Below are 21,529 nucleotides of genomic sequence, written 5' to 3' on the forward strand. Positions count from 1 at the left end.
GGGCGGACGAGGACACGAGCGGCTGACTCCTGTTCGGACGATTCAGGTGGGGCATCGATCCCGCATGTACGCCCGCGCAGCCGATGTGAGCGTGCGCAGCCGAGGACCTGAACGAAACGATAGGGCAGACACCGGACGCGGCAACCGCGTCGTTACAACGGCCACGCATCGCACCCCCACCGCATCCTTCCTCCACGAACACCCAGATCAGAGGGGATGACACGGCTCCGCGGCCGCCGGGCCAACGGCACTCCAGCGGCCCGTGGGCCCCGTTCGCCATGGCCCGGCGCACTGACCCGATGGCCAACTAAGCGCTTCCTGATACCCGCCTGATACAAACCCTCAGGTCAGCGGACGTGCTCGCCCATGGGCACGGAAAATGCCCCCTGAAACCGCATTTTCGCAGGTCAGGGGGCATTTCATGTGTGGAGCCTAGGAGATTCGAACCCGAAATTGTTCCCTAGCTGACCTGCGAAAGCGCCGGGGAATCGCGACAAACCCGCCTGTTTTCATCCTCCTCTGTCCGGCTCGGTCCCCCTCGATCCCGGTGCCGTGCTGACATGTCAGCACGGGCTCAACGACGTTTGCATTTCATGAACGACACCTACGAAAATGCCTGCTCACGGCGCTGCAGAGCAGAGCAAAGAGCAATTTGCTCTGAATGCCCTCACAGCCGCCACAGCCATCCGCCCGTGCAGCTTGCCAAGAACACGGTGAGCCGAAGCCAGATCGCCGACGCCGTCCCCGTTCCGCCCTGCGCTGCCTACACTGGGCGCGGGAGGTGTGTGGTGTCCATCACTGAGGACCGGCCACAGATGCTGGCCGAGGAGTTCGAGCGCATCGCTGCCGCCGCCGAGCGTGAAGGCGTTCGGATGGAGTTCATCCACGGCAGGCTGGGAGTCAAAGCGGTGCCCGACGGCGACCACGACGAGATCATCCGCTGGCTGATGAAGCACTGCATGCAGCACCAGCCCGACCTGTGGCTCTACCCCGAACGCGGCCTGCGCATCGAGCGCTACCGCAGGGGCAACGCCAAACCGGACGGTGCTCTCGCCCCTGAAGGCAGCTTCGCCGGACAAGGCGAGTGGGCTGACCCCGGGCAGGTCGTCATGGTCGTCGAGGTCACCTCTTACGACAGCGACACCGACAAGCGTGACCGCGAGGAGAAGCCAGCCGCGTACGCCCAGACCGGCATCCCCGTCTACCTGCTGATCGACCGCGGCACCTGCGAAACCCTCGTCTACAGCGAACCCGACGGCGACACCTACGCCAGCCTGCTACGCCGCCCCTTCGGCCGCACCGTCGAACTTCCCGCCCCGCTCGGCTTCGCCCTCGACACCGAACCGCTCAAGAACTGGGTTCGCTGACCGTTCAAGCCGCTCGGCCCGCCGCCACACCTTGGCGGGGCAGGCAATTTGCCGGGGAACAGGCAGTGCCGTCATCCCCATCACGCGGTCCACGTCGATCTCGCCCCCTACCCACGTACTCCCCGAATGTCAAGATCATCCTGTCGACCGTGTGCAGGGCCTCCCTGTAGCACTAGGTTGTCGGGACGGCCGGAACGGCACGCCTCCGAGCAGGGAGACGGATGCACTATGGGGCAAGAGGCACGGAAGCGACTCGCGGAGCTGCTCGACGGCTCGGAACGGCACGGGGACTTCAGTACTCGCATCGAGATGCCCGCTCGGGCGCTGCGCATCGAGGTCGACGGTGTCGGCGAGCTGCCCCTGCCGTTGCGCGCCCCGATCACCAAGAAGCTGATCGCCCAGGCCCGGCAGGCCCGCTTCGGCCGCGGTGAGCAGACCCTGGCCGACACCGGCGTGCGCGACACCTGGGAGATCACTGCGGACCGGTTCACCCTGGGCGGCCCCGACTGGGACCGCACGCTGAGCGGTGTCCTCGACGGGGTTCGTACCGCGCTCGGCCTGCCGCCCACCACCGTCCTGCGCGCCGAACCGCACGCGCTGCTCGTCTACGGCAAGGGGCAGTTCTTCCTGCCGCACCAGGACTCCGAGAAGGACGACTCCATGGTGGGCAGCCTCGTAGTCTCGCTGCCCTCGCACCACACCGGCGGCGAACTCGTTGTCGAACACGCCGGCCGCAGCGTCACGTACCAGGCGTCCCGGGAGCGGCTGGCCTTTGCCGCCTTCTACGCGGACTGCCGTCACGAGGTCAAGCCCGTCAAATCCGGGTACCGCATCACCCTCACCATGAACCTTCTCGCCGAGCCCGTCCGGCCGGCCGACGCGGCAGGCAGCGGGCCGGTGGTCGACCTGGCCCACTGCCTGAGCGAGCACTTCGCCCAGCCTGCCGAGGACCGCTACGGCTACGGCCGTACCAAGGCCACGCGGCCCAACCGGCTCGTCTACCTCCTCGACCACGAGTACACCCAGCGCGGATTGGACTGGGACCGCCTCAAGGGCGTGGACGCCACCCGCGCCGTCCTGCTCCGCCAGGCCGCGGGGCAGGCAGACTGCGAAGCGGTCCTCGCGCTGGCGGAGGTGAAGGAGACGTGGGACGCCGTACCGCCCCACGACCGTTACGACTACTACGGCGAGACCGAGCACTTCGACGGCTGCGAGGACGAGGAATGCGAGGGCGACTGCCTCCTCGACCCCGACGGCGAGCCCGGAGCCGAGCGCCGCCGCAGCGGAGACTTCTCCGACTACGAACTCAACGACCTGATCGACGACGAGATCACCCTCGGCTGGTGGACCCGCCCCGACGGCACGGTCGGTGAGCAGATCTCCCTGCCCGTTCCGTACGCCGAGGTGTGCGCTACCACCGAGAACAAGGACCTCACGCCCTACCAGTCCGAGTACGAGGGCTACATGGGCAACTACGGCAACACCCTGGACCGCTGGTACCGGCGGGCCGCAGTGGTGCTCTGGCCCCGGCAGCGTTCGTTCGAAGCACGCGCCGAGGCGGGCTCCGAGGGAGTCCTGCGCGAGCTCCAGGGCCACCTGGACACCGGCCAGTTGGAGCTCGCACGTACGTTCGCCCGGTCGCTCGCCCCGATCTGGAAGCCCCACGGTTCGGGCCCGGCCGCCGCCTCGCTCTTCGCCGCCACCCTGAGCGTCGCGGTGGGTGTGGGGGAGGCGGACACCGCCGTGATGCTCCTCGCGCCGTTCGGGGTGGAGACCTTGAGTGAGGACCACGCCCCCGACCTCGCACAAGCGGCCGCACGGTACGGACCGACGTGGGCACGCGAGACCGTCGCCAGCTGGTTCGGGCCGGTCGGCGCCTACACCGGGGCCGACCGCGCGGCATGGCTCGCATCCCTACCCGGCCTATGTGCCGCTCTCCGGAGCGCTGACGGTGACGGGGAAGCGGTGGCCACACCGCTGGCCGAAGGGGCCTGGCAAGCGATCGAGGAGCAGCTCACCGGCTGGCTGGGCATAGGCCGGGAGCCGGAACGCCGCCCGGCCATAGAGCGGCTCGGCACCACACTCGCCCACATCGTGCGAGCAGCCGACCCCCGGACCGCCGACACGATCACCACCACCCTGCGAGGGCTGCCGGACACCGCCCTGGAATGCCTGCTCCCGGCCCTGCGCTCCGCGGCACGCCACCCGGCCGCCGTAGGCGACGAGACCCCCGCGGGCGGCGCCTTCCAGTCGCTCGCCGACCACTGTCAGGCCCGGCTGACCGCAGCCGGCGCCCTCCCCGTACGAGCTGCGGACGACTGGTCCCTCGCCCCGGCCGGTACCTGCCGCTCCGGCTGCGACCTCTGCCCCGACCTGGACGCCTTCCTCACCTCCCGCACCCGCCGGGTCATGGAGTGGCCGCTCGCGAAGGACAGGCGCCAGCACATCCACAGCCGTATCGACCTGGCTGGCCTGCCCGTTTCTCACACCACCCGGCGCCAGGGACGCCCCTACACCCTGGTCCTGACCAAGACGGACGCGGTGTTCACCCGCGAGCGGACGGCCCGCGCCCGCGCCGAAACCGATCTGGCCTGGCTCCGGGAGAAATGGCCCCGGCCACGCGGCTGAAGATCACCGGAACCCGCAGTCGGCACAACTGAAAGAGGCCGCCCGCACCCTGGGCGCGGTCACCGCCGCCCAGGGCTACCCCGTCGCCTGGCCTCGCGCACCCGCCCCAGCGGACCTGCTCGACTTCGGTGCGCACCTTCATCGCCACCCCTGCCAGGACGAACCTGGCCTCCTCACCGAACCAATAGGGCACGGCCGAGGTGTACTCGTCAGCTGCCCCGGTCAGCGGTTGAGGCCGAAGACCCGCACCCCATCCCCCTCGCACGCATCCGGGGCGACCGTCGCCACCAGGGCATCACTCTCCGGTTCGAGCAACAGACTCCGCGCCGCGTGAAGCGAGGCCGCGATCCCCGCCGGTACACCTCTTCCCGGTGCAGCAGCATCACGCCGTACCTCCCCGCGTAGGCGAGGTCAAGGGTGTGGAGGACCTCCAGCTGCCCGACGTGTTCGATGAGCCTGGACCGCTCCCTTGCCATACCCCCACCCCATGACACCCAGGAGATCCGCCAGGAGAGCCAGCAGCGGAACAACCCTTGAAAACACTGGGCCCACGAGCCTCACGTCAGCACCACCGTGCTGACATGCCAGCACGGAAAATCGGGACAAAAACACCCCCCTGACTGCGTTTCCGCAGCTCAGAGGGGTGCAAAAGTGTGGAGCCTAGGAGATTCGAACTCCTGACATCTGCCTTGCAAAGGCAGCGCTCTACCAACTGAGCTAAGGCCCCGGGTGTCCGGGCACAGCCCTCCCCCGGGAGGGAGCGACCGTTCCGCAGAACAGAGTACCGGGTGTACCCCCTCATCCCGCAAAATGATAGGGACTCCCGCCCCGCGACCACTCTCCGTAAGATGCTCGCGAGGTTCGCACCAGCGAAGGGGAGTTGTAAGAGTGGACGCAGTACAGCAAGAGGCCACGGCCAGAGCCCGGGAACTTCAACGGAGTTGGTACGGGGAGCCGCTCGGAGCACTCTTCCGCCGGCTCATAGATGACCTCGGCTTGAACCAGGCCCGCCTCGCTGCCGTCCTCGGGCTGTCGGCACCGATGCTGTCCCAGCTGATGAGCGGACAGCGGGCCAAGATCGGCAACCCCGCCGTGGTCCAGCGGGTCCAGGCTCTCCAGGATCTCGCCGGCCAGGTGGCCGACGGAAGCGTCAGCGCGGCCGAGGCGACCGACCGGATGGACGAGATCAAGAAGACCCAGGGAGGTTCCGTCCTCAGCAACAGCACCGGTCAGGCCGCCACCGGCTCCGGGGCACCCACCGTCAAGCGCGTGGTGCGCGAGATCCAGTCGCTGCTGCGTTCGATCTCCGCGGCCGGTGACATCATCGACGCGGCCAACTCCCTCGCTCCCAGCCACCCGGAGCTGGCAGAGTTCCTCCGGGTGTACGGAGCGGGCCGTACGTCCGACGCGGTCTCGCACTACGAGAACCACCAGAACTGACGGCGACTTGAAACGGGGGACGGGGCGCAGCGATGGGTGAGATCTTCGCGGGCCGGTACGAACTGATCGATCCGATCGGACGTGGCGGCGCGGGTGCCGTCTGGCGTGCCTGGGATCACCGGCGCCGGCGGTACGTCGCGGCGAAGGTCCTCCTGCAGAGCGATGCCCACACCCTGCTGCGGTTCGTCCGCGAGCAGGCGCTGCGGATCGACCACCCGCACGTACTGGCCCCGGCCAGCTGGGCGGCGGACGACGACAAGGTCCTGTTCACGATGGACCTCGTCGCGGGCGGTTCCCTCGCCCACGTGATCGGGGACTACGGCGCCCTGCCGCCCCGGTTCGTGTGCACGCTGCTCGACCAGCTCTTGGCGGGGCTGGCGGCGGTGCACGCGGAGGGCGTGGTCCACCGCGACATCAAACCGGCCAACATCCTGATGGAGGCCACTGGAACCGGGCGGCCGCACCTGCGGCTGTCCGACTTCGGCATCGCCATGCGCAAGGGCGAGCCCCGACTGACCGAGACCGCCTACGTGGTCGGCACCCCCGGCTACCTCGCTCCGGAACAACTCCTCGGCTCCGAACCCGACTTCACCGCCGACCTGTTCGCCGTCGGACTGGTCGGCCTCTACCTGCTGCACGGCCGCAAGCCCGACTCCCAGGCCCTGGTGGCGCACTTCCTCACCCACGGGACGCCCGGCCCGCCCGAGGGCGTCCCCGCACCGCTGTGGGACGTACTGGCCGCGCTGCTCCAGCCCGACCCCCAGATCCGGTTCAAGACGGCCACAGGGGCGCGCAGGGCCCTTGCCGAGGCCGTGGAGCTGCTGCCGCCGCCCGCCACGGACGAGCCGTCGGTGGAGGTGTTCGACCAACTCGGTCCGGTGCCCTCCGATTTCACGCCCCGGGGGCCCGAGAGCCTCGGTCACCAGGACGGCCGGGAGGGCCACAAGGGTCACGAGGGCGCCGTCATGGCCGCCACGGTGCCCACCCGGGCCGCGCCGGCCGTACAGCCGACGCACCCGACGCACCACCCCGCGCATCCCCTCCAGCCGACACCGTCCACGCCGTCCACCCCGGCCGCGCCGTACGCGCCGTACGCGACGGCCCCCACCCCGGTCCACGCGCCCTCGGAGACCGGCAGCTTCCACCTCCAGCCGCCGCTCCCCGGGGCGGCCCCCGTCCCCCCGACGACCTCGGCGATCCCGACCTCCCCGTACGCGCAGCCGCACCCGTACGCGCAACCGCACCCGCCCGCGCAGCCCCGTACGGGCGGGATCGCTCCGCCGCCCCCGAAGGTCACCGCGGGCATCGTGCTCGCCGCGCTGCTGTGCTTCACCGTCGGCATCTGGGCGCTGACCCGGCTCTAGGCGCCGCCCCAGCCCCGGGCACGCCCCAGCCCGAGGCGCCGGCCGGCGCCGGACCGGCCGGCTACGCCCGCCGCCTGGCCAGCAGGATCCAGCCGCCCAGGACGAGCAGCAGCAGCGTCCCGGCGCCGAAGCCGGCGCCCGCGACCGTCCGCATCACCGACCGGTCCGCCGAGGCCTGCGCGGCCTCCACGGCCGTGGTGCCCTCCTTGGCGGCGGTCCGGTCCTCGGCCCCGACGCCGAATCCCCCGGCCGCGAGCCCTTCCGCGTACGCGGGGGCCTTGCCCGCCCCGCCGATGACGTCCATCCGCAGCGTCAGCGGCACGGGCACCGCGTCCTCGGTGAACTCCCCGACCTTGCCGCCCATGGTCACGGCGATGTAGTACCAGCCCGCCATCCGGACCGGTCCGACCTCGCGGTCGTCGGAGAAGCGGTTCTCGTACGCCACCGGCGCCGTCCGCGGCAGGGTGACGCTCGCCTGCTTGCCGTCGTAGGAGGTGTCCTTGGAGTCGACCAGGGCCCGGTACGGGCTGTACAGCGAGACGGTGAGGCCGTCCGCGGCCGAGCCGTACTCCTTCGTCCGCTTCGCGGCGGAGAGTTCGGCGCCGAGGCCGAGCTGCTGCCCCCAGTCGAGCGGCACCCGGTAGAAGCGGGTCTGGCCGGGCCGCAGTTCGTCGCTCCACACCCCGGCGCCCAGCGCCCGCGCGTCGTTGAAGCCGCTGCCACCCGTCCGCGACTTCGGATCGGTGCCCGGCAGGGTCGGGGAGGCCGACGGCCAGACGCTGGGCGCGGCGGTGGGCGCGCTGCCCGTGCCCAGGCCCGGTTCGCGCTGGACCCGCAGCTCCAGGGGCCAGGCGGCCTGGTCGCCGTCCTTGGCCGCGGTACGCGTGACCTTGACGTAGTAGGTGCCGGCCCCCTGGCAGCCGGCGTCCTCCTGGAGCATGCGCGAGCCCACGGCGCTGATCGGGACGGGGTCGTAGCCGAAGCCGGCCCGTCCGGGGTTGCCCGGGCAGTAGCGGTTCTCGGTGTTCATGACCTGGACCTCGACGCCGTCGCTGTAGCCGACCTTGGCACCAGCGGGGGGCTGGAGCACTCCGGAGACGTACACGGTGGAGCGGTCGTCCAGGTAGAGCCGGTAGTAGCGCTCCCCCGGCGCGATCGAGTCCTTGTAGAGCGACCCGGCCTCCAGCAGCGGGGAGCCGGCCGTCGAGGGCTTCCCGTCGACCGCCTTCGCGCCCTCCGCGCCGCGGTACGCGGGCACCGGCTGCGGCTGCGGCGTACCGGCCGCCCCGGCGGTCCCCGGCAGGGCCGCCGACAGCCCCAGGGCGGCCAGCGCCACCACCGCGGCCAGGGCGGGCCTCCGCACCGACCGGCGAACCCGCCGAACCCGCCGACGTACCCGCCCCATCACGCCCACCCACCCCGAGTTCGCCGGCACGAGCCGGATCTTTGCGTACTACAACTTTTCGTCACACAGCAGCACAAAGCCCCGACCGCAGCGGCAGTCGGGGCTCTGGGATCAACCTCGGGTCTCACACACCGGAACCAGAAGGCACGGAGTCAGTTGCCTCCGTCCACAGGTCCTGCTCGGCGCGGTCCGCCTGGATCTGGCGGTACACGAGGAGCCCGCCGATGGCGGCCAGTGCGACCAGGAGCAGCTTCTTCACCGCGCGACCTCGTCTTTCGTTGACGTAGGGAGACTTCTGGCGCCCAACAATACACACCGACCGATACCGATCGGTGACCTGGCCACCACTCAACTGGCCCTACGAAGAAGACCCCCGGGCCATGGGCCTGGGGGTCTTCGACACTGTGGGGCTAACAGGATTTGAACCTGTGGCCTCATCCTTATCAGGGATGCGCTCTAACCAACTGAGCTATAGCCCCATCCGCGCTGCGCGCTGACTTCTGAAGGTTAGCGCACAGACCCGGTGACTCCAAAATTGGTTGCCGTGACCCGTCTGCGCAGGTCATCCGCCCCTGCGCCCCACGACCCCGCAGCGGGCTACTCGTCCTCGGCGAGGGTCAGCTCCACACCGCCGACGAAGCCCGCCGACAGGTTGTAGATGAACGCGCCCAGGGTCGCCAGCGCCGTCATGAGCACCACGTCGATGACCGAGATCACCGATGTGAAGATCAGAACGCGCGGCAGCGACAGGAAGCTCTGGAGGTCGAAGCCGTTGCTCTCGTTCGAGCCGGTCGCCTCGCTGATCGTGCCGCCGACGCTGGAGAAGATGCCCATGGCGTCCATGACCATCCACAGCACCACCGACGCGACGATCGTGCACACGCCCAGCGCGATCGACAGCAGGAAGCTGACCTTCATCACCGACCACGGGTCGGCCTTGGCCACCCTGAGGCGCGCCTTGCGCGTCCTGGGCGCCGTACGGGCCCCGGGGCGCGGCTTGCGCTGCGCCCCCGGGTCACCGCCGCCGCGCGGCGCCCCGGCGCCCGAGGGCGCCGAGTACGCCTGCGGCGGGTGGTAGGGCTGTTGCTGGCCGGCCTGCGTCTGCGGCGACTGAGGCGGCTGCGGTCCTCGGGTGTCCGTCACAGTTCCCCCCTGGGAGCCCGCGGCGGGGCCACGGGCACCGTTCTCTCCAGTCTCGGCCGGTCCGGCGCCCGTGGCTCCACTCACGCTTACTCCTCGTGCTCCCCAGCCGAAGGCTCCGTGCCCCCGGCGGCCTCGGCGGCCTGTCCTTCGACGGCCGCTCCGGTCCCGATCTCGGTCTCGTTCTCGGTCTCGCTGTCGGTCTCGCTGTCGTCGATCTCGTCAGCTTCCTGACCGGCCTCCGCGTTGCGGGCGATGCCGACGACGGCATCCCGCTTGCCCAGGTTGATCAGCTGGACGCCCATGGTGTCACGGCCGGTCTCCCGCACTTCGTTGACTCGCGTACGAATCACACCACCGCCGAGGGTGATGGCGAGAATCTCGTCCGTTTCGTCCACCACGAGCGCGCCCACCAGCGAGCCGCGGTCCTCCACGATCTTCGCGGCCTTGATGCCCAGGCCGCCACGGCCCTGGACGCGGTACTCGTCCACCGGCGTCCGCTTGGCGTAGCCGCCGTCGGTCGCGGTGAAGACGAAGGTACCGGGGCGGACCACGCTCATGGAGAGCAGCTCGTCCCCGCCGCGGAAGCTCATGCCCTTCACGCCGGAGGTGGCGCGGCCCATCGGGCGCAGCGCGTCGTCGGTCGCCGTGAAGCGGATCGACTGCGCCTTCTTGCTGATGAGCAGCAGGTCGTCCTCGGCGGACACCAGCTCGGCGCCGATCAGCTCGTCGTCGCTGCCGTCCTCGGTCTCCCGGAGGTTGATAGCGATGACGCCACCCGAACGCGGCGAGTCGTAGTCCTTGAGCGCCGTCTTCTTCACCAGGCCGCCCTTGGTGGCCAGGATCAGGTAGGGCGCCGCCTCGTAGTCGCGGATCGCGAGGATCTGGGCGATCTTCTCGTCCGGCTGGAAGGCCAGCAGGTTCGCCACGTGCTGACCGCGCGCGTCCCGCCCGGCGTCCGGGAGCTCGTACGCCTTGGACCGGTAGACGCGGCCCTTGTTCGTGAAGAACAGCAGCCAGTGGTGGGTGGTGGACACGAAGAAGTGGTCGACGAGGTCGTCCTGCTTCAGCTTCGTGCCGCGCACGCCCTTGCCGCCGCGCTTCTGCGAGCGGTAGTCCTCGGTCTTGGTGCGCTTGACGTACCCGCCGTGGGTGATCGTGACGACGATGTCCTCTTCGGCGATCAGGTCCTCCATGGACATGTCGCCGTCGAAGGGCACCAGCTTGGAGCGCCGGTCGTCGCCGAACTTCTCGACGATGGCCGCCAGTTCCTCGCTGACGATCTGCCGCTGGCGCTCCTCGGAGGCCAGGATCGCGTTGTACTCGTTGATCTTGGCCTGGAGCTCGTCGTGCTCGGCGACGATCTTCTGCCGCTCCAGGGCCGCGAGGCGGCGGAGCTGCATCTCCAGGATCGCGTTCGCCTGGATCTCGTCGATCGACAGCAGGCCCATCAGGCCCTCGCGGGCGATCTCGACCGTGTTGCTGCGCCGGATCAGCGCGATGACCTCGTCGATCGCGTCCAGCGCCTTGAGCAGACCGCGCAGGATGTGGGCGCGCTCCTCCGCCTTGCGCAGGCGGAACTTCGTGCGCCGGACGATGACCTCGATCTGGTGCGTCACCCAGTGGCGGATGAAGGCGTCGATCGACAGCGTGCGCGGCACGCCGTCCACCAGCGCCAGCATGTTCGCGCCGAAGTTCGTCTGCAGGTCGGTGTGCTTGTACAGGTTGTTCAGCACGACCTTGGCGACGGCGTCGCGCTTGAGGACGATCACCAGGCGCTGGCCGGTCCGGGACGAGGTCTCGTCGCGGACGTCGGCGATGCCGCCGACCTTGCCGTCCTTGACCAGGTCGGCGATCTTCTGCGCCAGGTTGTCGGGGTTGGTCTGGTACGGGAGCTCCGTGACCACCAGGCACTGGCGGTTCTGGATCTCCTCGACCTCGACCACGGCGCGCATCGTGATGGAGCCGCGACCGGTCCGGTACGCCTCCTCGATGCCCTTGCGGCCCACGACCAGGGCGCCCGACGGGAAGTCCGGGCCCTTGATCCGCTCGATGAGCGCGTCCTGGAGCTCCTCGTGCGAGGCCTCCGGGTGCTCCAGCGCCCACTGGGCGCCGGCCGCGACCTCGCGCAGGTTGTGCGGCGGGATGTTGGTGGCCATGCCGACCGCGATGCCCGCGGAGCCGTTGATCAGCAGGTTCGGGAACCGCGCCGGCAGGACGGTGGGCTCCTGGTTGCGGCCGTCGTAGTTGTCCGTGAAGTCGACGGTCTCCTCGTCGATGTCCCGGAGCATCTCCATGGCCAGCGGCATGAGCTTGCACTCGGTGTAGCGCATCGCGGCCGCCGGGTCGTTGCCCGGGGAGCCGAAGTTGCCGTTGCTGTCCACCAGCGGCATGCGCAGCGACCACGGCTGGGCCAGGCGGACCAGGGCGTCGTAGATCGAGCTGTCACCGTGCGGGTGGTACGTGCCCATGACGTCGCCGACGACGCGGGCGCACTTGTAGAAGCCCTTCTCGGGCCGGTAGCCGCCGTCGTACATCGCGTACAGCACGCGACGGTGGACGGGCTTGAGGCCGTCCCGTACGTCGGGCAGCGCGCGCGAGACGATGACGGACATCGCGTAGTCGAGGTAGGAGCGCTGCATCTCCGTCTCGAGCCCCACGGGCTCGATGCGTACGACGGGCTGCTCTTCCTCGGTGTTCTCGGCAGTGGGCGTGGTTTCGTCGGCCATTGCTGGTCAGAGGTCCTTTCAGGCGGTCAGCTGAGCCGACTCAGATGTCGAGGAAGCGAACGTCCTTGGCGTTGCGCTGGATGAAGGAGCGCCGGGCTTCGACGTCCTCACCCATCAGCACCGAGAACAGGTCGTCGGCCTGCGCGGCGTCGTCCAGGGTGACCTGGCCGAGCACGCGGTGGTCGATGTCCATCGTGGTGATGCGCAGTTCCTCGGCGTTCATCTCGCCCAGACCCTTGAAGCGCTGGATCGAGTCTTCCCTGATCCGCTTGCCGTTCTGCTTGCCGAGCTCCACCAGGGCGTCGCGCTCGCGGTCCGAGTACGCGTACTCGAAGTCGTCGCGGCCCCACTTGATCTTGTACAGCGGCGGGCGCGACAGGTACACGTGACCGGCCTCGACCAGCGGCCGCATGAAGCGGAACAGGAAGGTCAGCAGCAGGGTGTTGATGTGCTGGCCGTCGACGTCGGCGTCCGCCATCAGGATGATCTTGTGATAGCGGAGCTTCTCGATGTCGAAGTCCTCGTGCACGCCCGTGCCGAAGGCGCTGATCAGCGCCTGGACCTCGGTGTTCTGGAGGATCTTGTCGATGCGCGCCTTCTCGACGTTCAGGATCTTGCCGCGGATGGGCAGGATGGCCTGGTACATCGGGTTGCGGCCGGACTTCGCCGAGCCGCCGGCCGAGTCGCCCTCGACGATGAAGATCTCGCACTTGGCCGGGTCGTTCGACTGGCAGTCGGACAGCTTGCCCGGCAGCGAGGCGCTCTCCAGCAGACCCTTGCGGCGGGTGAGGTCGCGGGCCTTGCGGGCCGCGACGCGCGCCGTGGCCGCGTTGATCGACTTGCGGACGATGTCCGCGGCCTCGTTCGGGTTGCGGTCGAACCAGTCGTTGAGGTGCTCGTGGACGACCTTCTGCACGAAGGTCTTGGCCTCCGTGTTGCCCAGCTTGGTCTTCGTCTGGCCCTCGAACTGCGGTTCGCCCAGCTTGATCGAGATGATCGCCGTCAGACCCTCGCGGACGTCCTCGCCGGCGAGGTTGTCGTCCTTCTCGCGAAGGAACTTCTTCTCGCGCGCGTAACGGTTCACCAGACCGGTCAGAGCCGCACGGAAGCCCTCCTCGTGCGTACCGCCCTCGTGCGTGTGGATCGTGTTCGCGAAGGAGTAGACCCCCTCCGTGTACTGCGAGTTCCACTGCATCGCGATCTCGACCGAGAGCATGCGCTCCTTGTCCTCGGCCTCGACGTCGATGACGGTCGGGTGGATCAGCTCACCCTTGCGCGAGTTCAGGTGGTTCACGAAGTCGACGATGCCGCCTTCGTAGTGGTACTTGACCGTGCGCGCCTGCTGGTCGTCCGCCTCTTCGGCGGTGTCCGCGCCCATCGTCGCCTTCGCCGACTCGCGCTCGTCCGTCAGCGAGAGGGTCAGGCCCTTGTTGAGGAAGGCCATCTCCTGGAAGCGGCGCGAGAGCGTCTCGAAGGAGTACTCGGTGGTCTCGAAGATGTCGCCGTCGGCCCAGAAGGTGACCGAGGTGCCCGTCTCGGAGGTCGCCTCGTTCTTGGCGAGGGCCGCCGTCGGGACGCCGAGCTTGTAGTCCTGGGTCCAGCGGTAGCCCTCGGTCTTGACCTCGACCGCGACCCTGGTCGACAGGGCGTTCACGACGGAGACGCCGACGCCGTGCAGACCGCCGGAGACGGCGTAGCCGCCGCCGCCGAACTTGCCGCCCGCGTGCAGGACCGTCAGCACGACCTCGACGGCCGGCTTCCCCTCGGACGGCACGATGCCGACCGGGATGCCGCGGCCGTTGTCGACCACGCGCACGCCGCCGTCGGCGAGGATCGTCACGTCGATGGTGTCCGCGTGCCCGGCCAGGGCCTCGTCGACCGAGTTGTCGACGACCTCGTAGACGAGGTGATGGAGCCCGCGCTCACCGGTCGAGCCGATGTACATGCCGGGCCGCTTGCGGACCGCGTCCAAGCCTTCGAGGACCTGGATGGCACTGGCGTCGTACGAGGACGTGACCTCGCCGTTCTGGCCGACTGTGGACTGGTTGTCGTTGGGGTTGCCGGAATCGGCCACGAAGCGCCCTTTCTGGCACAGCACAGGCCGTACTCCGGGCCGGCAGGCATGCAAGCGGGAGCGGCTGCGTCGATCTGCGTTTGTCAGCGGTGGTCAGCTTTACTCGACTGGATCCCGCGCAAGCGCGGGATTCTCGTTCAGTCTACCGGCATCACCCCCATGAATGGGCGTTTGCCGGTACCTGAGTCCGCATGTGCCGCCCGGAAACTCCTCTCTCCGACTCCCCATATCCAGGCAGGGGCCCAAAGAGGCTCACACGGGCATTGAGCGCTTCGGGCTGTCAACCTCCCACTACGGTGAGGGACGCCACCCGCACAGGCGTTCGCGACGGGCGTACGTCCGGTCGCGGGCCACCCGTACGGGCACTCGGGCGCTCACCCGTAGTTGTCCCCGGGACCCGTGCTGCCCGGCGCCCGCCAGGGCCCGTACCGCTTCGGCCCGCCGCCCGGCCCGTGCACCTTGATCAGCCGGACCGTGCCCTGCCCCAGGTCCGTGTTGAGCCGCGCCACCAGCTGCGGGGCCAGCAGCTTCAGCTGCGCCGCCCACGCCGAGGAGTCGCAGCGCACGACCAGCTCGCGGTCCTCGTACCGGTCCGGCACGCAGTGCGCCGCGATGTCCGCTCCGACGATCTCGGGCCAGCGCTCCATCACGCCCGCCACCGCCATCGGCATCTCCCAGCCGCGCTCGGTCCGCAGCCGGTCCAGCGCCGCCATCAGCGGCATCGGGTCCCGGCCGTCCGCGCGGGCCCCCGAGCGCAGGCCCGGCTGGTACGGGCGCTTCTTGCCCGTGGCGGCGTTGCCCCGGGCGCGCGCCGCCTCCTTCGCGGCCGCCAGCGCCTGGCGGGCCAGGTCCACGCCCGAGGGCTCCGGGACCTTCCGCGCGGGCTCCTGGGGGCCACCGCCCCCGCCGTGCTCGTCCTCGCTCACAACCGGGTCACCTCACCGCCGGACACCGCGAACCGCGTCCCGACCAGCACCCCCGGGACGTCGTCGTCGACCGCCGCCGTCACCAGCACCTGCTCGCCCGGCGCCACCAGCTCCGCCAGCCGCTCCCGGCGCCGCGCGTCCAGCTCCGCGAACACGTCGTCGAGGATCAGCACCGGCTCGCCGCCCTCGGAGCGCAGCAGCTCGTAGGAGGCCAGCCGCAGCGCCAGCGCGTACGACCAGGACTCCCCGTGGCTCGCGTACCCCTTGGCCGGCAGGTCGCCCAGGCGCAGCGTCATGTCGTCGCGGTGCGGGCCGACCAGGGTCACCCCGCGCTCGATCTCCTGCTTGCGCACGTCGGCCAGCGCGCCGAGCAGCACCTCGTACAGCGCCTCGCGGGTGGGGGCCCCGCCGCCGTCAGCGGCAGCGCCGGACCCGGCGCCGGTACCGTCCGCCACGCCCGCCTCACCGACGGCCTCGGCGGCGGCCGAGGACTTGTACGCGATCCCGAGCGGGCCACCGCCGGGCGCGAGCTGCTCGTACGCCTTGTCCGCCAGCGGCAGCAGCGTCGCGATCAGACCGAGACGCTGCGCCAGCAGTTCGGCGCCCGTGCGCGCGAGGTGCTGGTCCCACACGTCGAGGGTGGACAGGTCCATGGAGCGGCCGCCGTGCCGGCGGGCCATCGCCGCCGACTTCAGCAGGGTGTTGCGCTGCTTGAGCACCCGCTCGTAGTCCGAGCGGACCGCCGCCATGCGCGGCGAGCGGGCCGTCACGAGCTCGTCGAGGAAGCGGCGCCGCTCCCCCGGGTCGCCCTTGACCAGGGCCAGGTCCTCGGGGGCGAACAGCACCGTCCGTACGATGCCCAGCACGTCCCGGGGCCTGACCTGCGAGGACCGGTTGATGCGGGCCCGGTTCGCCCGGCCCGGATTCAGCTCCAGCTCCACGAGCTGCTGCCGCTCGCCCTCCGTGACGGCGGCCCGGATGACGGCCCGGTCAGCGCCCATCCGCACCAGTGGCGCGTCGGCGGAGACGCGATGGCTGGCGAGGGTCGCGAGGTAGCCGATCGCCTCGACCAGGTTCGTCTTGCCCTGGCCGTTGGGACCCACGAAAGCCGTGACGCCCGGGTCGAGGGGAACCTCGGCCCGGGCGTACGAGCGGAAGTCGGCCAGCGAGAGATGCGAAACATGCATGCGGCGCCGACCTCCCCCGGCTTCCTGCTGTTCTGTGCTGCTGCTCCGCCGTCCCCAGCCGTCCACCGCCGTCCGGCCGTGCACAGCTGTGGAGCGGCTGTGGATTACTTCTTCTCGACCGCGTGGCCGCCGAACTGGTTGCGCAGCGCGGCGATCATCTTCATCTGCGGGGAGTCGTCCTGGCGCGACGCGAAGCGGGCGAAGAGCGAGGCGGTGATCGCCGGCAGCGGCACGGCGTTGTCGATCGCGGCCTCGACCGTCCAGCGGCCCTCGCCCGAGTCCTGCGCGAAGCCGCGCAGCTGCTGCAGGTGCTCGTCCTCGTCCAGCGCGTTCACGGCCAGGTCCAGCAGCCAGGAACGGATGACCGTGCCCTCCTGCCAGGACCGGAAGACCTCGCGGACGTCGGTGACCGAGTCGACCTTCTCCAGGAGCTCCCAGCCCTCGGCGTAGGCCTGCATCATGGCGTACTCGATGCCGTTGTGAACCATCTTCGCGAAGTGGCCGGCGCCGATCTTGCCGGCGTGCACGGCGCCGAAATCACCCTCGGGCTTGAGGGCGTCGAAGATCGGCTGGACGACCGCGACGTGCTCCTTGTCGCCGCCGTACATCAGCGCGTAGCCGTTCTCCAGGCCCCAGACACCGCCCGAGACGCCGCAGTCCACGAACCCGATGCCCTTGGCGGCCAGCTCGGCGCCGTGCTTCTCGTCGTCGGTCCAGCGCGAGTTGCCGCCGTCGACGACGATGTCGCCGGGCGAGAGCAGTTCGCCGAGCTCGTCGACGGTGGACTGGGTCGCCGCCCCCGCCGGGACCATCACCCACACCACGCGGGGGGCCTGCAGGCTGTCCACAAGTTCCCGCAGGCTGTGGACATCGGCGAGGTCCGGGTTGCGGTCGTATCCGATGACGGTGTGGCCGGCGCGGCAGATGCGCTCGCGCATGTTGCCGCCCATCTTGCCGAGACCGACGAGACCAAGCTCCATCAGGTGGTTCCTTAAGCGTTGTGGCCGTCTGTGCCGGGGGCCCCGGGTGCCCGGGACCTTCCCCGTCCCGAGCCTACGCCGGGCCGCGGGGCCGGGCTCCACGGGCACTCCGGGCGGCCCGGAGGGACGACGTCGGGCCCGGCCCCGCGGGAAGCGTGACCGGGCCCGACGATGTGCTTGCTGTCTCGCGGCCTCAGCCGGAGAGGCGGACCGGCATGATCAGGTACTTGTACGCCTCGTCGGCCTCGGCGTCGACGGCCGGGCGGCCGCTGAGCAGCGCGGGCTTGGTCGAGGTCGTGAAGCTGAGCTGCGCGGCCGGCGAGTCGATCGCGCTCAGGCCGTCCAGCAGGAAGGTCGGGTTGAAGGCGATCGAGATGTCGTCGCCCTCGAGCTTCGCGTCGACGCGCTCCACAGCCTGTGCGTCGTCGGAGGAGCCGGCCTCCAGGATCAGCACGCCCTGCTCGAAGCTTAGGCGGACCGGGGTGTTGCGCTCGGCCACCAGGGCCACGCGCTTGACGGCCTCGACGAACGGGCCGGTCTCGATCACCGCGACGGAGTTGAACTCGGTCGGGAAGAGCGTGCGGTACTTCGGCAGGTCGCCCTCGAGGAGGCGGGTGGTGGTGCGGCGGCCGGCGCCCTCGAAGCCGATGAGGCCCTCGCCCTTGCCGGAGCCCGACAGCGCGATGGTGACCGTGTCGCCGCTGGTGAGCGACTTGGCGGTGTCCAGCAGCGTCTTGGCGGGGACCAGGGCCACGGCGGAGGCCTGCGGGTCCTCGGGCTTCCACAGGAACTCGCGGACCGCGAAGCGGTAGCGGTCGGTGGAGGCCAGGGTGACGCGGTCGCCCTCGATCTCGATGCGGACACCGGTCAGCACGGGCAGCGTGTCGTCGCGGCCGGCGGCGATGGCGACCTGGGCGGCGGCGGAGGCGAAGACCTCGCCGGGCACGGTGCCGGTCGCGGTGGGCATCTGCGGCAGCGCCGGGTACTCCTCCACAGGCAGGGTGTGGAGTGTGAACCGGGAGGAGCCGCAGACCACGGTCGCCCGTACACCGTCTGTGGAAATCTCCACCGGCCGGTTGGGCAGGGCGCGGCAGATGTCGGCGAGCAGCCGGCCGGACACCAGGACGGTGCCGTCCTCCTCGACGTCGGCCTCGACGGAGACGCGGGCCGAGACCTCGTAGTCGAAGCCGGAGAGGGACAGCTTGCCCTCCTCGGCCTTGAGCAGCAGGCCCGCGAGAACGGGCACCGGCGGCCGGGCCGGGAGGCTACGAGCAGCCCAGGCCACCGCCTCCGCGAGTACGTCGCGCTCCACCCGGATCTTCACCGGAAACCGCCTCCTGCTGTTGCTCGCTCGTCTGCCGGCCTTCGTCGTCGGCTCGTCGATGCCTCGACCGATGCCGGGGACCAGTCTGACCTACGGCGCCGACAGTCGTCGCTGCTGGCGGTCAAGTCGGGAGCGAGGTGTTGGGGAGGCCGATCCACCGAGTTGTGCACAGGGCCTGCTTGAAAACCGAAACCGGCTTCTCTCTCTATGGGGGTAGTAGTAGGGCCTGTGGAAACGGTGGATAAGCCCGTTTTCGCAGGTCAGGCCGCGTTTTTTATCCCCACACCCTGTGGGTGACACCGGTGGACAACCCCGTGTCTCTGTGGAGAACGAAAAGTTCTGCACAGGCCGTCCCCAGGTGACCCCGATTACTCCACAGGTGCGTCCCCAGGTTTTCCCGAGTACTCCACAACCCAAACGTCGACTTCAGTGTGACCGCTTTCACTCGGGGCGGTGAGAGGGGCTCCTTCGTTGCCGAACAGTGGACAACGGTGTGGGGAAGTCGTCTGATCCTGTGCACAGGACACCGCAAGCTGTGGACCGCCGGTGGACAACGCGGTGGACGGGCCTGTGGATGAAAATTCTGTCCACAGCCTGTGGACAACGGTTGCTCACAATTCCACAGGGGGCTGACCAGCCCTGATGGTGTCTCATGCCTGGGCCCTGTGGATAGTTTTGTGGGCGACGCGGGCCGTCCCCAGGGTGTGGACGGAAGAAAGTCGCCCGATCTGTGGATGACTTGGCTCCAAGGGGGCGTATTCGAACAGATCGGGGGCGCACGCACGAAGAAGGGCGCCCCCCGAAGTGACCCGGGAGCGCCCTCTGAAAGCGTTTTGGGGAGGCCTGACGGCGCCCGTAAGGCCCTTCACGGGACCCGTGTCAGGCGTTCTTGATGCGGTTGGTGAGCTCCGTTACCTGGTTGTAGATGGAGCGGCGTTCCGCCATCAGGGCGCGGATCTTGCGGTCCGCGTGCATGACGGTGGTGTGGTCGCGGCCGCCGAACTGCGCCCCGATCTTGGGCAGGGAGAGGTCCGTGAGCTCACGGCACAGGTACATGGCGATCTGCCGGGCGGTGACGAGCACGCGGCTGCGCGAGGAGCCGCAGAGGTCGTCCACGGTGAGGCCGAAGTAGTCGGCGGTGGCGGCCATGATGTCGCTGGCGGTGATCTCGGGCGCGCTGTCCTCGCCGCCGGGGATCAGGTTCTTCAGGACGTCCTCGGCCAGGCCCAGGTCGACCGGCTGCCGGTTCAGGCTCGCGAAGGCCGTGACCCGGATCAGCGCCCCCTCCAGCTCGCGGATGTTGCGCGAGATGCGGGAGGCGATGAACTCCAGGACCTCCGGAGGGGCGTTGAGCTGCTCCTGGACGGCCTTCTTGCGCAGGATCGCGATGCGGGTCTCCAGCTCGGGCGGCTGGACGTCCGTGATCAGGCCCCACTCGAAGCGGTTGCGGAGCCGGTCCTCCAGGGTGACGAGCTGCTTGGGCGGCCGGTCGGAGGAGAGGACGATCTGCTTGTTGGCGTTGTGGAGCGTGTTGAAGGTGTGGAAGAACTCCTCCTGCGTCGACTCCTTGCTCGCGAGGAACTGGATGTCGTCGACGAGCAGGATGTCCATCTCGCGGTAGCGCTTGCGGAAGGCGTCGCCCTTGCCGTCGCGGATGGAGTTGATGAACTCGTTGGTGAACTCCTCGGAGCTCACGTACCGCACCCGGGTCCCGGGGTAGAGGCTCCGCGCGTAGTGCCCGATGGCGTGCAGCAGGTGCGTCTTGCCGAGGCCCGACTCCCCGTAGATGAAGAGGGGGTTGTACGCCTTCGCCGGCGCCTCGGCGACCGCCACCGCGGCGGCGTGCGCGAAGCGGTTGGAGGCGCCGATGACGAAGGTGTCGAAGAGGTACTTGGGGTTCAGCCGGGCGGTCGGCTCCAGCGGGCCCGAAGTGGAGCCGCCCGACGGGGCGGAGGGCGCGGGCCGGCTGGGCGCGGGGCGCGGGGCCGGCTGCTCGTACTGCTGCTGCTCGTACCCGTGGGACTGGCGCTGCTGCTGGCCCTCGTACTGCTGGCGCGACTGCTGCTCGTACTTCTGCTGTTCGTAGGAGCCCTGGTCGTAGGAGGAGGGCTCGGACTGCTGGAGGTAGCCCGGCTGCGGGGAGGCGTACGGATCGCGCTCGGGGAAGCCGCCGAGGCGGGGCTGCTGCCAGCCGTAGTCGTCCTGCTGGCCGCCGCGCGGCCAGGCGCCGGGCTCGGAGCGCTGCTGCTGGTAGTCCGGATAGGCGGGGCGGGCCGTGGGGAGCCGTTCGTCGTCGGAGGAGCCGGATCCGGAGGTGGGACCGGTGTGACCTCCGGATCCGGTGTGACCGCCGGGGCGCTGGCCGCCGTAGGGCTCGTAGGAATCGCGGCCGGAGGGCGCGCCCGGTGCCTGGGGTGCGGGCTCGCCCGCGGAGTCGTCGACGGTGATGGCGATCCGGATCGGGCGGCCGCACTCACGGCTGAGGGCGTCGCTGATGAGCGGGGCGAGCCGGCCTTCGAGCACGCGCTTGCCGTACTCGTTGGGGACGGCGAGCAGTGCGGTGTCGGCCACGAGAGCCAGGGGCTGGCACCGTTCGACCCACTGCTTGTCCTTGGGCTCGATGCTGTTCTGTCCCTCACCGAGGAGCTTCTCGAGCACCCTTGGCCACACTGCGGCAAGATCGGCAGGTACGTCAGCCACAGAGCACGCTCTCTCACAGGGGGTCCCACGAATGTGTGGTTCTTTGGGACGGTCGGGACAAAAAATCCGGGGTCAGGCAACGGTAGTCAGGCCGACGGGTACGGTTCAAGTCGTTGTCCACAGCCTGTGCACAGTGTGCGGCCCCGCGGACCCGGTTTGACCGGATGGCGTAGCCGCGCGTACCGTAACGAGGTCGAGTTGTCGATGGCTGCTGCCGCCTGCCTACCGATGGGCGAAGGTCACTGATCGTGATCGTTTAGCGGTG

At 69.7% G+C, this 21,529-nt stretch carries 14 protein-coding genes and 2 tRNA genes; 4 read left to right on the forward strand and 12 right to left on the reverse strand.

Features of this window, described 5'->3' with window-relative positions:
- The first annotated feature begins 815 nt into the window (after positions 1-815).
- Together J7E97_RS00280 and J7E97_RS00285 are read left to right on the forward strand one after the other, a co-directional pair.
- Complete coding sequence (locus J7E97_RS00280; protein ID WP_215021278.1) at positions 816-1,367, forward strand: Uma2 family endonuclease; 552 nt, start codon at positions 816-818, stop codon at positions 1,365-1,367.
- Between the two features lie 228 nt (positions 1,368-1,595).
- Complete coding sequence (locus J7E97_RS00285) at positions 1,596-3,995, forward strand: 2OG-Fe(II) oxygenase (RefSeq protein WP_215021212.1); 2,400 nt, start codon at positions 1,596-1,598, stop codon at positions 3,993-3,995.
- Between the two features lie 654 nt (positions 3,996-4,649).
- Here J7E97_RS00285 and J7E97_RS00290 read toward each other — a convergent pair.
- Positions 4,650-4,722 (reverse strand) — tRNA-Ala (locus J7E97_RS00290).
- A 161-nt stretch (positions 4,723-4,883) separates the two neighbouring features.
- On the opposite strand from J7E97_RS00290, the gene J7E97_RS00295 reads away from it, so the two are divergent.
- Together J7E97_RS00295 and J7E97_RS00300 are read left to right on the forward strand one after the other, a co-directional pair.
- Positions 4,884-5,435: a DNA-binding protein gene (locus J7E97_RS00295; protein ID WP_215021213.1), complete on the forward strand. Its 552-nt coding sequence runs from the start codon at positions 4,884-4,886 to the stop codon at positions 5,433-5,435.
- Between the two features lie 32 nt (positions 5,436-5,467).
- Entirely contained in the window at positions 5,468-6,799 is a 1,332-nt protein-coding gene (locus J7E97_RS00300; protein WP_215021214.1) for a serine/threonine-protein kinase, read from the forward strand.
- Positions 6,800-6,860: 61 nt separating this feature from the next.
- Here J7E97_RS00300 and J7E97_RS00305 read toward each other — a convergent pair whose 3' ends face one another.
- The 11 genes from J7E97_RS00305 to dnaA all read right to left on the reverse strand — a co-directional run bounded on the left by J7E97_RS00305 (position 6,861) and on the right by dnaA (position 21,264).
- Complete coding sequence (locus J7E97_RS00305; RefSeq protein ID WP_215021215.1) at positions 6,861-8,162, reverse strand: hypothetical protein; 1,302 nt, start codon at positions 8,160-8,162, stop codon at positions 6,861-6,863.
- A 166-nt stretch (positions 8,163-8,328) separates the two neighbouring features.
- Complete coding sequence (locus J7E97_RS00310) at positions 8,329-8,463, reverse strand: DLW-39 family protein (RefSeq protein WP_208809277.1); 135 nt, start codon at positions 8,461-8,463, stop codon at positions 8,329-8,331.
- 146 nt (positions 8,464-8,609) lie between these two features.
- Positions 8,610-8,683, reverse strand: a tRNA-Ile gene (locus J7E97_RS00315).
- 118 nt (positions 8,684-8,801) lie between these two features.
- Positions 8,802-9,347 carry a DUF3566 domain-containing protein gene (locus J7E97_RS36750; protein WP_374224089.1) on the reverse strand — a complete coding sequence of 182 codons (546 nt, stop codon included), beginning with the start codon at positions 9,345-9,347 and terminating at the stop codon, positions 8,802-8,804.
- Positions 9,348-9,433: 86 nt separating this feature from the next.
- On the reverse strand, positions 9,434-12,073 hold the full coding sequence (gyrA, locus tag J7E97_RS00325) for a DNA gyrase subunit A (RefSeq protein WP_215021217.1): 2,640 nt from the start codon (positions 12,071-12,073) through the stop codon (positions 9,434-9,436).
- A 40-nt stretch (positions 12,074-12,113) separates the two neighbouring features.
- Entirely contained in the window at positions 12,114-14,171 is a 2,058-nt protein-coding gene (gene gyrB / locus J7E97_RS00330; RefSeq protein ID WP_308346115.1) for a DNA topoisomerase (ATP-hydrolyzing) subunit B, read from the reverse strand.
- Positions 14,172-14,521: 350 nt separating this feature from the next.
- Complete coding sequence (locus J7E97_RS00335) at positions 14,522-15,073, reverse strand: DUF721 domain-containing protein (RefSeq protein ID WP_215021219.1); 552 nt, start codon at positions 15,071-15,073, stop codon at positions 14,522-14,524.
- Positions 15,070-16,260: a DNA replication/repair protein RecF gene (gene recF / locus J7E97_RS00340; protein WP_215021220.1), complete on the reverse strand. Its 1,191-nt coding sequence runs from the start codon at positions 16,258-16,260 to the stop codon at positions 15,070-15,072. The genes J7E97_RS00335 and recF overlap by 4 nt, the downstream gene beginning before the upstream one ends.
- Before the next feature lie 104 nt (positions 16,261-16,364).
- Positions 16,365-17,240, reverse strand: coding sequence for a phosphogluconate dehydrogenase (NAD(+)-dependent, decarboxylating) (gnd, locus tag J7E97_RS00345; RefSeq protein ID WP_215021221.1), 876 nt, complete (start codon positions 17,238-17,240; stop codon positions 16,365-16,367).
- 193 nt (positions 17,241-17,433) lie between these two features.
- Positions 17,434-18,564 (reverse strand): DNA polymerase III subunit beta, encoded by a 1,131-nt coding sequence (gene dnaN / locus J7E97_RS00350; protein WP_215021222.1) that lies wholly within the window; start codon positions 18,562-18,564, stop codon positions 17,434-17,436.
- Positions 18,565-19,443: 879 nt separating this feature from the next.
- Positions 19,444-21,264 carry a chromosomal replication initiator protein DnaA gene (dnaA, locus tag J7E97_RS00355; protein WP_215021223.1) on the reverse strand — a complete coding sequence of 607 codons (1,821 nt, stop codon included), beginning with the start codon at positions 21,262-21,264 and terminating at the stop codon, positions 19,444-19,446.
- Positions 21,265-21,529 lie beyond the last annotated feature (265 nt).

This window comes from Streptomyces sp. ISL-66, from assembly GCF_018614135.1.
Classification (GTDB): domain Bacteria; phylum Actinomycetota; class Actinomycetes; order Streptomycetales; family Streptomycetaceae; genus Streptomyces.